This is a genomic window from Leptotrichia rugosa, from assembly GCF_041200005.1.
Lineage (GTDB): Bacteria > Fusobacteriota > Fusobacteriia > Fusobacteriales > Leptotrichiaceae > Leptotrichia > Leptotrichia rugosa.
This window is the reverse complement of the sequence record NZ_CP165644.1, coordinates 1,115,117-1,129,977: the sequence shown is the minus strand read 5'-3', so window position 1 is coordinate 1,129,977 and position 14,861 is coordinate 1,115,117. Positions and strand designations below refer to the sequence as shown.

General features: G+C 26.9%; 14 protein-coding genes and 1 pseudogene. All 15 read left to right on the top strand.

Annotated elements, in window-relative coordinates:
* The first annotated feature begins 68 nt into the window (after positions 1-68).
* The 15 genes and pseudogenes from AB8B22_RS05550 to hisA all read left to right on the top strand — a co-directional run bounded on the left by AB8B22_RS05550 (position 69) and on the right by hisA (position 14,829).
* Positions 69-1,199, top strand: a complete 1,131-nt coding sequence (locus AB8B22_RS05550; protein WP_369710377.1) for an ATP phosphoribosyltransferase regulatory subunit — start codon at positions 69-71, stop codon at positions 1,197-1,199.
* A gap of 34 nt (positions 1,200-1,233) precedes the next feature.
* The gene (hisG, locus tag AB8B22_RS05545; RefSeq protein ID WP_369710376.1) at positions 1,234-1,869 is read left to right on the top strand and encodes an ATP phosphoribosyltransferase; all 636 of its coding nucleotides are present in this window, start codon (positions 1,234-1,236) and stop codon (positions 1,867-1,869) included.
* Positions 1,870-1,914: 45 nt separating this feature from the next.
* Positions 1,915-3,195 (top strand): histidinol dehydrogenase, encoded by a 1,281-nt coding sequence (gene hisD / locus AB8B22_RS05540; protein ID WP_369710375.1) that lies wholly within the window; start codon positions 1,915-1,917, stop codon positions 3,193-3,195.
* Between the two features lie 171 nt (positions 3,196-3,366).
* Positions 3,367-4,095 carry a hypothetical protein gene (locus AB8B22_RS05535; protein WP_369710374.1) on the top strand — a complete coding sequence of 243 codons (729 nt, stop codon included), beginning with the start codon at positions 3,367-3,369 and terminating at the stop codon, positions 4,093-4,095.
* A gap of 63 nt (positions 4,096-4,158) precedes the next feature.
* On the top strand, positions 4,159-5,232 hold the full coding sequence (gene hisC / locus AB8B22_RS05530) for a histidinol-phosphate transaminase (RefSeq protein ID WP_369710373.1): 1,074 nt from the start codon (positions 4,159-4,161) through the stop codon (positions 5,230-5,232).
* Positions 5,233-5,376: 144 nt separating this feature from the next.
* Positions 5,377-5,574 (top strand): hypothetical protein, encoded by a 198-nt coding sequence (locus AB8B22_RS05525; protein ID WP_094080497.1) that lies wholly within the window; start codon positions 5,377-5,379, stop codon positions 5,572-5,574.
* 207 nt (positions 5,575-5,781) lie between these two features.
* The gene (hisB, locus tag AB8B22_RS05520) at positions 5,782-6,372 is read left to right on the top strand and encodes an imidazoleglycerol-phosphate dehydratase HisB (protein ID WP_094080821.1); all 591 of its coding nucleotides are present in this window, start codon (positions 5,782-5,784) and stop codon (positions 6,370-6,372) included.
* 242 nt (positions 6,373-6,614) lie between these two features.
* On the top strand, positions 6,615-7,271 hold the full coding sequence (locus AB8B22_RS05515; protein ID WP_369710372.1) for a hypothetical protein: 657 nt from the start codon (positions 6,615-6,617) through the stop codon (positions 7,269-7,271).
* Positions 7,272-7,365: 94 nt separating this feature from the next.
* Positions 7,366-8,070 carry a DNA alkylation repair protein gene (locus AB8B22_RS05510; protein ID WP_369710371.1) on the top strand — a complete coding sequence of 235 codons (705 nt, stop codon included), beginning with the start codon at positions 7,366-7,368 and terminating at the stop codon, positions 8,068-8,070.
* 16 nt (positions 8,071-8,086) lie between these two features.
* The gene (locus tag AB8B22_RS05505) at positions 8,087-10,270 is read left to right on the top strand and encodes a phospholipase D-like domain-containing protein (protein ID WP_369710370.1); all 2,184 of its coding nucleotides are present in this window, start codon (positions 8,087-8,089) and stop codon (positions 10,268-10,270) included.
* Between the two features lie 198 nt (positions 10,271-10,468).
* Positions 10,469-12,113: pseudogene (locus AB8B22_RS05495) on the top strand (AAA family ATPase).
* A 300-nt stretch (positions 12,114-12,413) separates the two neighbouring features.
* Positions 12,414-12,557, top strand: a complete 144-nt coding sequence (locus AB8B22_RS05490) for a hypothetical protein (protein ID WP_369710367.1) — start codon at positions 12,414-12,416, stop codon at positions 12,555-12,557.
* Between the two features lie 43 nt (positions 12,558-12,600).
* Positions 12,601-13,044, top strand: coding sequence for an imidazole glycerol phosphate synthase subunit HisH (gene hisH, locus AB8B22_RS05485; RefSeq protein ID WP_369710366.1), 444 nt, complete (start codon positions 12,601-12,603; stop codon positions 13,042-13,044).
* 74 nt (positions 13,045-13,118) lie between these two features.
* Complete coding sequence (locus AB8B22_RS05480) at positions 13,119-13,973, top strand: hypothetical protein (protein WP_369710365.1); 855 nt, start codon at positions 13,119-13,121, stop codon at positions 13,971-13,973.
* A 139-nt stretch (positions 13,974-14,112) separates the two neighbouring features.
* The gene (gene hisA, locus AB8B22_RS05475) at positions 14,113-14,829 is read left to right on the top strand and encodes a 1-(5-phosphoribosyl)-5-[(5-phosphoribosylamino)methylideneamino]imidazole-4-carboxamide isomerase (RefSeq protein WP_369710364.1); all 717 of its coding nucleotides are present in this window, start codon (positions 14,113-14,115) and stop codon (positions 14,827-14,829) included.
* Positions 14,830-14,861: the final 32 nt, after the last annotated feature.

Sequence of the window (14,861 nt, the reverse complement as noted above, 5' to 3'; positions counted from 1 at the left end):
TGAAAATAAAGGTTGTCACATCAATTAAGAAAGGAGTGTGTGATAGTAATATTATCATACGAAGAAAAATGAAAAAATATATTAACAATATGAGCAAAAAAAATATAGTCTTATTGAACTTGCGAAAATTGTACGATTCTTATGGCTATAAAAAGATTTCTCTTCCGAATTTTGAAGAATATGATTTGTATAATGAAAATAAAGATTTTATTTTAGGAAATATACTTACAATTATGAATCCAAGCGGGAATTTATTAGCACTTAGACCAGATATTACTCTTTCAGTTGCAAAAAAAATCTCAAAGGAAAAAACATTAAAATATGATAAAGTTTATTATCAGGAAAACATCTATACGACTTCTAAATATATAGGCTATAGTGAAAAAGAACAATTGGGAGTTGAACTGATTGGGAAAGAAACATTATTTTTAAATTTTGAAATTGTGAGTCTTGCACTAAAAAGTTTAGAAATTATGAGTAAAAAAAATATGCTTGTATTGTCTCATGCTGGATTTATTTCTTCAATTTTTGAAAACCTAGAACTTGAATATGAAATAAAAGAAAAAATTTTTGAGTACATTAACAATAAAAATGTTCATGATATAAAAATAATTTTAAAAAATAATAAAAACATTTCAGACGAATTAAAAAATCTTATTTATGAATTACCAAATTTATCAGGAAATATAGAAGAAATTGAGAAAAAATTATCTAAATACGAATTAAATCCTAAAATTATAAAGATATTATCTGGGCTTAAAGATTTGTATAATTTGATTATTAAATTTCATAGCAGAAAAAAAATTATTTTTGATTTTTCGATTATTAAAAATTTGAAATATTATAATGGGATTATTATGCAAGGGTTTATTGATAAAATTCCAAATGCTGTGCTAAGTGGCGGAAGATATGATAAATTGTTTGAAAAATTTGGAGTTGATACTGGTGCAATTGGATTTGCTGTTGTTACTGATAATCTTAATGAATTTTATAAAAATGAAAATCAGAAGGATTTTGATATTTTGCTTTTGTATGATGAAAGTGATTTTGAAAAATTGGCTGAGATTGTTGATAAGCTGGTAAAAGATGGCAACAGAGTGAGAACCCAAAATATTATTTATAAAAATTATGATTTTGAAATTTTTAATTATGATAAAAAATATATTTTTGAGAATGGAGAATTGAAAATTGAAATATAAATTTTTGATGGAAATTTGATGGAAAGGTGAAAATATGTTAAATATAGCACTTCCTAAAGGAAGACTTGGGAATAAAGTTTATGAATTGTTTGAGAGCATTGGGTATGATTGTGATGAAATAAAAAGTGACAACAGAAAATTGATTTTTGAAAATCCTGACAAAAAAATTAGATTTCTTTTGGTAAAGCCGTCGGATGTGGCGGTTTATGTGGAAAAGGGGAGCGCTGATATTGGAGTTGTTGGGAAGGACATTTTGCTGGAAGATAATCCAGATGTGTATGAACTTTTGGATTTAGGATTTGGAAAGTGCAAGTTTGGAATTGCGGGACCTGTTAATTTTAAAGAAAATTTTGATAGACCTTTGGTTGTTGCAACGAAATATTTTAATGTGTCAAAAAGATATTTTGATTCGATTAATAGAGATGTGGAATTGATTAAATTAAATGGTTCGATTGAAATTGCACCGATTTTAGAACTTTCTGATGTGATTGTCGATATCGTGGAAACTGGAACGACTTTGAGGGAAAATCATTTGAAAGTATTGAATTTTATTGGTGATATAAGTGCAAGGCTTATTGCGAATAAATCAAGTTATAGATTTAATCACGATAAAATTGAAAATATTGTGAGAAAAATAAAAGATAAAATAGACAAAACAGACAAAAAATAATTAAAAAAATTTTTATAAAAAATAAATTTTGATGGAGTGATAAAAATGATAAAGACAATTGAATATTCAGAAAATTTGAATTTGGAAAAAGAACTTGCTAGAAGTCAGTTTTCTTATGACGATGTAAATGAAACTGTGGAAAATATTTTAAAAGATGTAAAAAAACGAGGTGACAAGGCCCTTTTTGAATATACAAAAAAATTTGATAAAGTGGATCTAAAAACATTGGAAGTTTCCGAAGAAGAAATTCAAAAAGCGTTTGATACAATTGATAAAGAACTTTTGGAAGTTATTAAATATTCGCATGATAATATTAAATTATTTCACGAAAAACAAGTTAGAAATAATTTTATTGTAAAAAAAGAAAATGGAGTAAGTTTAGGTCAAATTATTAATCCAATTGAAAAAGTTGGGCTATATGTACCTGGAGGAACTGCCGCTTATCCATCGACTGTTTTGATGAATGCCGTTCCAGCAAAAATTGCAGGTTGCAAGGAAATTATAATGGTCACACCGCCAACTTCAGACGGAACAATTTTACCATCGCTTTTAGTTGCTGCGAAAATCGCTGGAGTTGACAGAATTTTTAAAGTTGGTGGGGCGCAATCAATTGCCGCACTTAGTTATGGAACAGAAAGCATTCCAAAAGTTTATAAAATTGTAGGACCTGGAAATATTTATGTTGCAATGGCTAAAAAGATGGTTTATGGAGAAGTTTCAATTGATATGATTGCAGGACCAAGTGAAGTTTTAATAATTGCCGATGACAGTGCAAATCCAGTTCATGTAGCAGCAGATTTACTTTCTCAAGCGGAGCACGACAAATTAGCAGCTAGTATTTTAGTTACAACTTCAAAGGAACTTGCTGAAAATGTTGCAGAACAATTGGAAATTCAATTAAAAGAGTTGGAGAGAGAAGAGATTGCAAGAGTTTCGATTGAAACTCAAGGTAGAATTATTGTTACGAAAACGATTGATGAAGCGATAAAAATAAGTAATGAAATTGCTCCAGAACATTTGGAACTGGCAGTTTCTAATCCTTTTGAACTTTTGACAAAGATAAAAAATGCAGGTTCAATATTTATGGGACATAACACGCCTGAACCACTGGGAGATTATTTGGCAGGACCTAATCACACACTTCCGACAAGTGGGACGGCTAAATTTTCGTCGCCATTATCAGTTGATGACTTTATAAAAAAATCTTCATTTATTTATTATTCAAAAGAAGGACTTGAAGAAGTGAAAGATAAAGTTATAAAATTTGCTGAAAGTGAAGGACTTACAGCTCATGCTCGTTCAGTTTCTAAAAGATTTGAGAAATAAAATTAATTATAAAAAATAAATAATTATATAATTTATTATCTAAATTTAATTTAAATAAAGTATTAGTAATAATCGATAATTTAAAAATAAATTATATTGAATTAAATTGAATTAAACTGTATTAGATTAGATAAATTAGAAATTAGAGATTAGAAAGGAAAAATTTAAAAAATGAAAAAAATATTTTTGGGATTGTTTATTTTAGGAACACTTGGAATGGCTCAGCAAAATTATGAAGTTTATATAAAAAATGGGGTTAAAATTTCTCAAAGTGAAGCGGATAGAGATAGTAAAGAGATTGATAAAATCATTAATGATAAGATTATTTCAAGATATAACAACGAAGGAAAAAAAGTTTTAATGGAAAAGTCAAAAAAACTTTATAATAAATATCTGAATGATTTGTTGAGTAGCAAAATAAAAGATTTTCCTAAAAATCAGCAACAGCCATTGAAAGTTTTTTTGAGTAAATTAAGTGGAATCGTAGCACAAAACGGTCTTAATGAAATTGACAAAATGGAGATTTCTGTCAAAGAAATTTCATTTTTGGAAAAAAATAAAGCAAAAGTCAATGTATTAGTTAAGTATAAAGATACAGATGATGAAATTGATGATGAAATTATTGAAGGAACATTTAAAAAATCTGGTATTACCGATAAGGAAATGGAACATTTTGAAAAAATTAGCAAAGCAAAACTTGATAAATTTTATAAATATTTTGAAGAAGAGATAAAAGAAGAAATAAAAGATTCCGATTATGGTGAAAAAGTTATAGAAATAGAAATTAAAAAAGTTAATGGAAAATGGCAAATAGATTTTGATTATAATGATTTGATAAATGAGATGTTAAAAGGTTTGGAAGATAGTTTTAAAAGTATGAAAAATGACATTGACGATTAATAAGAAGATTTGTCTGAAATAATAGATAAAGTAAAGAAAAAATAAAGAAGGAGAAATTGTAAAATGAGTAAATTTTGGAATGATAAAATAAAGGAAATAGAGCCTTATGTTCCTGGAGAGCAGCCAAAAGATAAGAAATATGTCAAACTTAATACAAATGAAAATCCTTATTCGCCGTCAGAAAAAGTTGTAGAAAAAATAAAATCTATGAATTTAAAAGATTTGAAACTTTATCCAGATCCAGATGTTTCCAAACTTCGAGAAGTAATTGCTGATTATTTTTCAAAAAAGATTTCTGAAAAATTTACAAAAGAGCAAATTTTTGTTGGAAATGGCTCAGATGAAGTATTAGCACTTATTTTTATGACATTTTTTAACAAAGGCGACAAAGTTTATTATCCTGACATAACTTACAGCTTTTATCCAGTTTATGCGGATTTATTTGATTTAAAAGAAGTAAAAATTCCGCTAAACGAAAATTTTAAAATTGAAATTAATAAATATTTTGGAGTTGATGGACATATAATTATTACAAATCCAAATGCACCGACTTCGATTGCTTTGAAATTAAATGAAATAGAAAAAATAGTAAAAAATAATCCAACTCAGTTGATTGTTATTGATGAGGCTTATGTCGATTTTGGGGCAGAAAGTTCTGTTAAATTGGTGAACAAATATGATAATGTTCTCGTTGTGCAGACATTTTCAAAATCTCGTTCGTTTGCGGGAATGCGTTTGGGATATGCAATTGGTTCGGAAAATATAATAGAAGGGCTTAACAGATTAAAATTTTCATTTAATTCGTATACAATTGACAGAATTTCGATTGAAGCTGGGATTGAATCATTTAAAGATGATGATTATTTTGTAAAAACTAATACTAAAATTATTGAAACACGGGAAAAAACTGTAAAAAAATTGAAAGAATTGGGATTTAAAGTGCTAAATTCAAGTGCTAATTTTATTTTTATTTCACATAATAAAGTTTTTGCAGGAGATTTATATAAAAATCTAAAAGATAATGGGGTTTTAGTTAGATATTTTGCAAAAGATAGAATTGATAATTACTTGAGAGTTACCATTGGAACCGATGAAGATATGGAAATTTTTATTGAAAAATTAAATAAATTGTTGTAAAATATAAACATAAGGTATAAAGCAAGAGATAATTTAGTAAATTAAAAAATTATAATTAAAATTTATTATTTTTTAAAGATATTTTAATATAATTTTTGATTAAATATGTTATAATAAATTAATAATAAAATAGGAGTGATTTATATGAAAAAAATAGCTTTAAATTCAATTTTAATTTTAGGAGTTCTTGGTATGATGCAAGGATGCGCTAGTACCCATTCAATTTCATCTTTTAAACAACAAGGTTATAAAACAAAAGAAGAAATGGAAAAAATGGGAAAAGAAAATATTACATGTATAGTTGATTATGGAAAAACAAGTTGGTGTAAACAAAATAAATAGTTTTGTTTTTAATTTAGGAATAAAAAAATTGATAAGATATTTTGGAAGGAGATTATTTCTCCTTTTTTTATAAGTATACAAGTTATTTAGGTGCTCAAAAAATTTTGAAAAAAATAAAAAAAGATTATACTATTTATAAATGTAAGTCTAAAAAATATGATAAGAATTATAAAAAACAGAAAAAAATTATCTGAAAGGATTGAAAAAATGAGAAAATCTAACATTGAAAGGAACACATTTGAAACAAAAATAAAAATTGAATTGAATATTGATGGGACTGGAAAATATGAGAATAATACGGGAGTTGGATTTTTAGATCACATGCTTGATTTATTTGCAAAGCATGGGAGATTTGATTTGAAAGTTTGTTGCGACGGGGATACACAAGTTGATGATCATCACAGTACGGAAGATATTGGGATTGCACTTGGGAAATGTTTTTATGAGGCTTTGGGAGATTTAAAAGGTGTTAAGAGATATGGGAACTTTCTTTTGCCAATGGATGAGGCGTTAACATTGGTTGCAGTTGATTTAAGCGGAAGATATTTTTTGAATTTTGATGTGAATATTCCGACTGAGAAAGTTGGGACTTTTGATACAGAATTAGTGGAAGAGTTTTTCATTGGCTTTACACGGCATTTGAATGCGACATTGCATATAAAGAATATGACTGGAACGAATTCACATCATATTATTGAGTCGATTTTTAAAGGAGTTGCCAGAGCCTTGGCGGAGGCTGTGAGTATTGATGAAAAATATAAAGATGAGATTCCATCCACTAAAGGGGTATTAGTTTAATCAAATTTATTAACAGCTCAAAATAATTTTTTTATCTAGTCAAAATATTTTTTTGAGTGTCATGTGTGGCACTCAACTTTTTTTATTTCTTTATAAATAAAATATAAAATAGAATCTGATTAGTTTGAATAGTTGAAAAATCTTGAAAAAAATAAATTATACTATTATAATTAAAGTTATTAAGAAAAGTAAAAAATTAAAAAATAAAATAAAATAAATAGAAAGAAGTGGGAAGAGAAAAAATGAAAAAGATATTATTAGGGTTATTTATTTTAGGAACATTGGGAATGGCACAAAACAATTATGAAGTTTACATAAAAAACGGAGTAAATATTTCACAAAGTGAAGTTGATAACGATAGCAATCAAATTAAAGGAATTGTTGATAAAATAATTAGTGATTTTGAAAATCGTGACAAAAAAATTATACTTGAAAAATTTAAAATTATGATACCAAGAGAAATGAAAAACGATGATGATTATAAAAAATCTAGTGCAAAAGATAAAGAATTTTACGATAGAATGAATAAAATTATAGCAGATGAAATGATAAAAAGCTTAGATAAATCTGTTAAATATATTCCAAAATCTATTTCTTTTACAGGAAAAAATATAGCTAAAGTGGAAATAACAGAAATAGCACCTAATTTTGACAGTGATAGTGATATAAACTTTAATAATGCACTAGAAAAATCAGGAGTTACAGATGAAGAAATGGAGAATTTAGACCATATTAGTGATTTAAGTGATCAAAAAAAAGAGAGATTTTTTAAATATCTTAGAGATGAAATAAAAAAAGATTTGACGGAAACTACAGTTGAGAGTCGTATTCTTGAATTTAGAAAAATAAATGGAAAATGGCAGACAAAAGATGAATTATATGAAATACCTAAAATTTAGACAACAATTAAATATTTAAAGCGATAAAGTAAAGATTGAATAACAGCAATATTTATAAATGACTAGAAGATAAACTTAAATAGGAGAAATTAAAATGAAAATACAAAAAGAACTATTTTCACTTCAAGATAAAGAATATATGAAATTTTTAAGTAAATTGACACCAAATGTATCGGAGGATACAATTATTGGAGTGAGAATTCCTGAAATAAGAAAATTGGCTAAAAAATTGGTAAAGAATAATGAATATGAGGATTTTTTGAAGGAGTTGCCACATAAATATTATGATGAGAATTTGTTGCATGGAGCGATTATTTCAGAGAGCAAAGATTTTGAGAAATGTATTAAATTGCTTGATAATTTTTTGCCATTTATTGATAATTGGGCGGTTTGTGATACGATTTCTCCAAAAATTTTTAAAAAGTATAAAAAAGAATTGATTGAAAAAATAAAGGAGTGGTCTCAATCGGATAAAACTTATACTTGCAGGTTCGGTGTAGAAATGTTGATGACACATTTTTTGGATGAAGACTTTAAAAAGGAATATTTGAAAGTGGTAGCGAATATTCATTCTGAGGAGTATTATGTAAAAATGGTAGTTGCTTGGTTTTTTGCGACGGCACTTGCAAAACAGTGGGATTATGCGGTGATTTATTTAGAAGATAACAGATTGGATGTTTGGGTGCATAATAAGACGATACAGAAGAGAAAGTTTGAGAATTTCGTTGGAGAAGAAGGAGTATTTGAAAAAATTGAAGAGAGGGAAAGAAAATTAATTTTACGAATACTAATTACATAAATAGAAAGGAGATAAAATGGAAAAAGAATTAGAATCTGAATCTTTAACTTTATTTGAAAAGGAAAATGAAAATATTGAAAAAACTGAAACTATAAAAGTTAAAAATACACTTTTTACTATTTTAAATGGTGAGAGAGTTGATTTAGAAATTGAAGAGATTTTCGATAGCAACAGGTTTTATGAGATAAAGGCTGTCACTTTTTCAGCTGATGAAAGTTTTTTGAATAAATACCTGACTCCGTTTAAAAGTGTTGACTTGGTTATTGGGATACAAGATGTAGATGTCCAAGTTAGAGGGTTAAAGGCTTTGGAAAATGAAACCAAGAATTTGATTGAGAGTCAAAAGGCGATTATTAAAAAGAAACAAATCCGTTTTTTTGAGAATCTTTCAAGGGAGAATCAAGAAAGTATTGTGGAAGAAAAGTGGAAATTGAGAGTGCCAATAAGTTCGACAATTCATAGTAAATTTTATCTTTTGAAAAATGATTCAGAAACGAGATTGATTTTTGGATCTGCTAATCTTTCATTTCAGGCTTTTTCAAACAAAAGGAATCAATTTGAAAACATTGTCATTTTTGATAATTCTCCATTATTTAACCAGTTTGAAGAATATTTTAACGAAATTACTTTAACTTGTACTGATTTTATTACGAAAGCTATAAGAAAGAAGGCGAAAAGTAAAATTAAAGTTTTAGATGAAAATAATGATGAAAAACAGGAAGAGACATTTTCTGTGAGATTTACACAAGATGAAAGTGCCAAATTGCAAATAGATGTTTCAAAAGATGTTGTTAAAGAATTTAATGATGTGATTGTTAAAGAAGAAGATAGTGTTGCTTTGCCGATAATCGAGGAAATTAAAACGATTGATGAGAAACAGAAAATAATTGAGAATGAGAAAAAAGAGGAACTTGAAGTTGAAAAATTTGCTTATGAATTGTCGATTAATACTATTTCACGACAGGCTAAAAAGAAAGAGAGTATGGTTGTGACACCTGAAACATTTGCGAAAAAGATAAAACCTAAATTAGAGGTTAAAATTGCTATAAAATTGAATCAGTCAACTCCTGAAAGAGAATTATTATTTTCAAAAGATACCGACCGTGGATTCGGGTGTTCGGGATTATATATTGAAGAAAATGGAAACACGAAACCGTTTGGGCAGAAAGCTGGAAAAGAAGAGATAAAAAATTCTATTGAAAGTATTGTAAAATTGATTGAGAACTATAGAAAGTATGTAATTGACTATAACGATAATTATGGTTCAAGAATTATTGAGATTATTTTATATGCATTTACCTCGCCTTTTCTTCAGGATATTAGGTTCAAACTGGAATCTGATTCGGAAAAATTAGATGTTCCGCAATTTCTATTTATTGGAGGAACTGCTGGTTCAGGAAAAAGTAACTTATTGCAGATTTTACAAAAAATGCTGGGTCTTTCTAAATCAAAGCCTATTTTGTACAATAACATTATTCCGACTGGAAGAACAAAAAAAGCAGACACGATAACACAAATTCAACTATGGATGAATGAAAATAATGTAGCTCCAATTTTAATTGATGAAATTGACGAAGAATTTTTTTCAAACAAAGATAGAGGAAATAACCTGATTGTAAATGTTTCAAATCTTTCTACATCAAATTTTGATTTTACGCCTTGTTTTATTGGAACAACAAATGCTTTGGAATATTCGTTGCCACAACGGGCACAAAGAAGATCGTACTATGTGAAAAATGATAAAGTTTTTGACACAGAACTTAAGAAAAAATCTGTAAAAGCTTATACAGAAGTGTTTGAAATTATTAATGATACTCTTTTTCAAGATTTTGTTATTCGATTTGCAGAAAAATTGACAGATGACAATTTAAGCTGGAAAAATTATTCTTTGCATTCTTCTACAGGATTGATAGATTTCCTTTATTGGTCTCGTGAAATTTTTAAGGAATATTTTGAAATTGCTCAAATCGAAATGCCTGCTTGGTTTCCTGAAACTAGATATGATGACACTGTAGAAAATAATCAGTCTTTATGGAGAAAATTATACGAATATAATCATCAAGATTTTAAAATACAAAAAGAAAAAGGTGTATATTTATTCAAATTAAAAAGTTTAGATAGTGAAGAAGGACAAAGCAACAGATTTGGTACAAAAATTCTTCCATCTACAAAATATTTAAATGCATTATCACAAAAATGATAATAATTCTTCGGATATTATTGAAATTAAGATAAAGGAATTTCATGATTGGATAGGAGTGCCCTTGCCGAAGGGATTGAAACATAAGAAGACAATTCTGGATTTTTTTAAGAAAAAGAAAAGCGAAAAGTGATTTTCATTGTAATGTCAATTTTTTTGATATAATTTAAGTAGTTAAAGGGAAAGTAGGGATTAATTATGAAAAAAAAGAAAAAAGGACTAGCAATTGGAAATTCTGATTTTAAGGAGATTATACAAGAAAACGGATATTATATCGATAAAACAAAGTTCATAGAAGATTTGCTGGAAGACTTATCAAAAGTTAAACTTTTTACAAAGAAGATTTGGAAAAACTCTAAATTTGTCGATGTTAAAATATTTTTTTGATGTGAAAAATGCAGAGGAAAATAGAAAATTATTTGAAAATTTGTATATTTCAAAAAGTGAGTATATGGAAAATCAAGGACAAAATCCTGTGATTCTTATAAGCCTGAGAAATGCCGAGGCAGAAAATTGGGAGAATAGTTTTTTTAATATTAAGAACCTTGTAAAATCATTGTATAAACAATTTCAATATATTAAAGAGAAATTGGATGAATTTGATTTGGAAGATTTTTTAAGCATTGTTAAAGATAAGGATAATGCAGATTGGGAAAATTCATTAAAGAATTTATCAAGGTATTTATATGAATATTACGGGAAAAAAGTTATAATTTTAATAGATGAGTATGACACTCCAATGACAAGTGCTTGGAACGAAAGATATTATGAAAAGTCACGAAGATTTTTTAAAAGTTTTTATTCAAATACATTGAAAGATAATGAATATTTGCAATTTGCAGTTGTGACTGGAATACTTAGGGTAGCAAAGGAAGGGATTTTTTCTGGATTGAATAATTTGAAAACTTATACAGTTTTGAATAATAAATATGCAGAAAGTTTTGGATTGATTGAAACAGAAGTGAAAAATGCTTTGGAATATTATGGATTAGAGCAAAATATTGAAAAAGTGAGAAAATGGTATAACGGCTATAAGTTTGGGAATATTCAAATTTATAATCCGTGGAGTATAATTAACTATCTCGATGAAAAAGAAATAAATGTTTACTGGATAAATACATCAGATAACAGACTTATCCATACAGCAATAGACAATGCTGATAAAGATTTATTTGACGAATTAAAAGATTTATTCAATAATGGGACAACAGAGCAAATGGTAATGGCTTCGTCGAATATGGATAGATTGAAAGATCCACAAGAAGTTTGGCAGTTATTACTTTTTGGAGGGTATTTGACTGTTGAAGAAAAAATTGCTATGAATGAATATGCTTTGAAATTACCGAACTATGAAGTTAAAACATTTTTTAAAGATATGTTTGTTCAAAATTTAGGAGGTTTTAGCAGATTTAGAGAAATGATAAAAGCATTTAAAAACTTCGATTTTGACATATTTGAAAAACTTTTAAATGAAATATTTTTAGTGTCAATGAGTTATCACGATACTTCTAAAACAGAAAAACCATATCATACTTTTATTTTAGGAATGATGCTATATCTTGATAATGAGTATACAGTTTTATCAAATAATGAAACTGGCTATGGAAGGAATGATTTAGCTTTAAATCCGATAAATAAAAGAAATGTTGGATATATATTTGAATTTAAAGTGGCTAAAACTGAAGAAGAGCTTGAAGAAAGAGCAGAGGAAGCATTGAGTCAAATTGAAAATAAAAAATATCCTGTTTTATTAAAGGAATGTGGAGTAAAAGAAATTGTACATATTGGAATGGCATTTTTTGGAAAAAGAGTTAAAGTGAAATATAAAGTTGTGAAAAACTAAAAAATTTTTTTGAATGGTTGACAATATATAAAAAATAATGTAAAATTGTGTTCCTTGGCAGGGGAGCAAAAAAGGTCTCATAAAAAAGTGTTTTTATTTATGGAAAATTTTTTCTTAATTGCAACAATATATTTTTTTTGATATAATTTAAGTAAGTAAAAAAAGTAAAAAGATTTAATAAATTTCATAAAGTTACTGAAAATTTGAAAGAAATAACGAATCAAAAACAAGTAAAAAAAATTATATAAATTTATCAAAAAATAAAGTAAAAATGTAAAGAAAAAGAAAGGATTTTTAAATATGATTGCAGTTATTGATTATGGAGTGGGTAATCTTTTCTCTTTGCTATCTTCATTAAATTACGTTGGACTTGATACAAAACTGACTAATGATGTTGAAGAGATTAAAAATGCGAAAGGAATAATTTTGCTTAAAATTTTTTAGGGACGCTGTTTCTAATCTCGAAAAATATAGGTTAAAAGATATTTTGATAGATGAAGCGAAGAATGGAAAGCCATTTTTAGGAATTTGCCTTGGAATGCAAATGCTTTTTGAAAAAAGTTACGAATACGGTGAATTTGAAGGACTTGGACTTATAAATGGAAGTGTTGAGGAAATAAAAAAATATATTCCAGAAAATTCTGATTTGAAAATACCTCATATGGGATGGAACAACTTGAAAATAAATGATGAATTTAGAAATGATAAAATTTTGAAAAATGTGAATGTTGAAAATGAAGAATATGTGTATTATGTACATTCATATTTTGCAAAAACGGATATGAAAAATATTGTTGCATATTCAGAATATGGAACAAAAATTCCTGGAATTGTAAAAAATAAAAATGTTTATGGAATGCAGTTTCATCCTGAAAAATCTGGAGATACTGGATTGAAATTATTGAAAAATTGGGGTGAATTGATGAAATAAAAGTGAAATTGTAATTATTTTACTTAATTTATTCATTTTTTGGTTGATTTTGATTAATTGTGAAAGAGGTATTTATGAAGAAGATAATATTATTGATGAGTATTTTTGCAATAGTGAATTTGAATGCGAAAAGTCGAAGCGAGATGATAAGTCAGGATTTATCAAAATTAGGAGTTTCTCAAGAAATAATATTAAAAACAATAGAACTGGATAAGGAAATGCCTAATGTAGTGAGTGAACCTGACAGAGAAAAAGTAAAAAAATTGGCATTAAAGATTGAAGAATTGTTGAAAAAGAATGAGAAGAATTTTGTTCTGTCAGAAAACTTGATAAATATTTATAATGCACTTGGAAAAAGTGATGCAGAGAAATTAAATAATTTAAAACGATATGAAAAATATAATCCTTATGAAGTGTCGAAATTGTTTTTTTCAAATATGTATTATTCCAATAAGGGAGATTTTGATTCTTACAATAAAAATTATGAAATACTTAAAGAAAAATATCCAGATTATTTGATTACTAGAATTGCTGTAACATATACAATAGGAGAGGATGCAATTTGGAATGTTATGCAAACAGATGAAAAAGCAGCACTTGCAAGCTTAAATTCTATTATGAAAATGTGTGATGATAAGAAAAAAACGGAAGAATCACATATTTCTGATGAACAGGCTTGGGCATACAAATTAACAATGGGATGGTTTGCAATAAGTTTCTATTTAAATGAGAATCGTACACAGGATGCAATTGATTTTTATTATAAAAATTTTGAAGGAAAAAATAAGCCTAATAAAGAAATATTAGATTATAGTAAGTATCAGAATTGGTTTATAAAATCAGAGCTAGCAAAGTCAAATAAAAATGATTTCTATAATAATAAAAAATTGTTTGAAGAAAATTTAAAAAAAATAAATATGTTTAATTGATATTTTAAAAATAAATAATTATTGTAAAAGTAACAACATAAAAATTCAATAAAAGAATTTTTATCTTAAATATTATTATTAAAAATTTCAAAGTTTAACAAATGATAAAAAATTTTAAAAATAAAAGGAGAAAATAACAATGATAGAAATTTTTCCAGCAATAGATTTACATAACGGACAGGCAGTTAGATTAAGACAAGGGGATTATAACCAAGTGGAAGTATTTTTTAAAAATCCTGTTGAAGTTTTGGACTTTTTTAATAAAAATAATTCAAAGAATCTTCATATTGTGGATTTGGATGGGGCAAAAGATGGGAATACAAAAAATTATGAGGTCATAAAAGAATTGGTTGAAAAAAGTGATTTTTTTGTTCAAGTTGGTGGTGGAATCCGTGATGAAGAAAGAATAAAAAAATATATTGAATTGGGAGTAAACCGTGTTATTTTAGGAACGATTGCCGTTGAAAATGAAAAATTTTTGAAGGAAATGATAAAAAAATACGGCGATAAAATTGCAGTTTCTGTAGATGCGAAAGATGAGAAAGTTGCGGTTAAAGGATGGACTAAAACTGTAGAATTGAACTCGATTGAATTTTGCAAAAAATTATCGGATATAGGTGTGAAAACAATAATTTATACCGATATTTCAAAAGATGGAATGTTAAATGGTACAAATCTTGAAATTTATAAAAAATTGTCGAAAGTAGTTAATTCAGATATTATTGCGTCAGGTGGAATTACATTTTTAGATGAGATTAAAGAGCTTAATAAAAATCATATTTATGGAGCAATTGTGGGAAAGGCTATTTATTCGGGAAATCTTGATTTGAAGGAAGTTTTAGAAATTAGTAAATAATATTTTTTAATTATGTATGAAAATTTATAATA

Excerpts from the sequence above, each read along its gene's own strand:
- AB8B22_RS05550 (WP_369710377.1), top strand. The coding sequence starts at position 69 with ATGAAAAAATATATTAACAATATGAGCAAAAAAAATATAGTCTTATTG.
- hisG (WP_369710376.1), top strand. The coding sequence starts at position 1,234 with ATGTTAAATATAGCACTTCCTAAAGGAAGACTTGGGAATAAAGTTTAT.
- hisD (WP_369710375.1), top strand. The coding sequence starts at position 1,915 with ATGATAAAGACAATTGAATATTCAGAAAATTTGAATTTGGAAAAAGAA.
- AB8B22_RS05535 (WP_369710374.1), top strand. The coding sequence starts at position 3,367 with ATGAAAAAAATATTTTTGGGATTGTTTATTTTAGGAACACTTGGAATG.
- hisC (WP_369710373.1), top strand. The coding sequence starts at position 4,159 with ATGAGTAAATTTTGGAATGATAAAATAAAGGAAATAGAGCCTTATGTT.
- AB8B22_RS05525 (WP_094080497.1), top strand. The coding sequence starts at position 5,377 with ATGAAAAAAATAGCTTTAAATTCAATTTTAATTTTAGGAGTTCTTGGT.
- hisB (WP_094080821.1), top strand. The coding sequence starts at position 5,782 with ATGAGAAAATCTAACATTGAAAGGAACACATTTGAAACAAAAATAAAA.
- AB8B22_RS05515 (WP_369710372.1), top strand. The coding sequence starts at position 6,615 with ATGAAAAAGATATTATTAGGGTTATTTATTTTAGGAACATTGGGAATG.
- AB8B22_RS05510 (WP_369710371.1), top strand. The coding sequence starts at position 7,366 with ATGAAAATACAAAAAGAACTATTTTCACTTCAAGATAAAGAATATATG.
- AB8B22_RS05505 (WP_369710370.1), top strand. The coding sequence starts at position 8,087 with ATGGAAAAAGAATTAGAATCTGAATCTTTAACTTTATTTGAAAAGGAA.
- AB8B22_RS05490 (WP_369710367.1), top strand. The coding sequence starts at position 12,414 with ATGATTGCAGTTATTGATTATGGAGTGGGTAATCTTTTCTCTTTGCTA.
- AB8B22_RS05480 (WP_369710365.1), top strand. The coding sequence starts at position 13,119 with ATGAAGAAGATAATATTATTGATGAGTATTTTTGCAATAGTGAATTTG.
- hisA (WP_369710364.1), top strand. The coding sequence starts at position 14,113 with ATGATAGAAATTTTTCCAGCAATAGATTTACATAACGGACAGGCAGTT.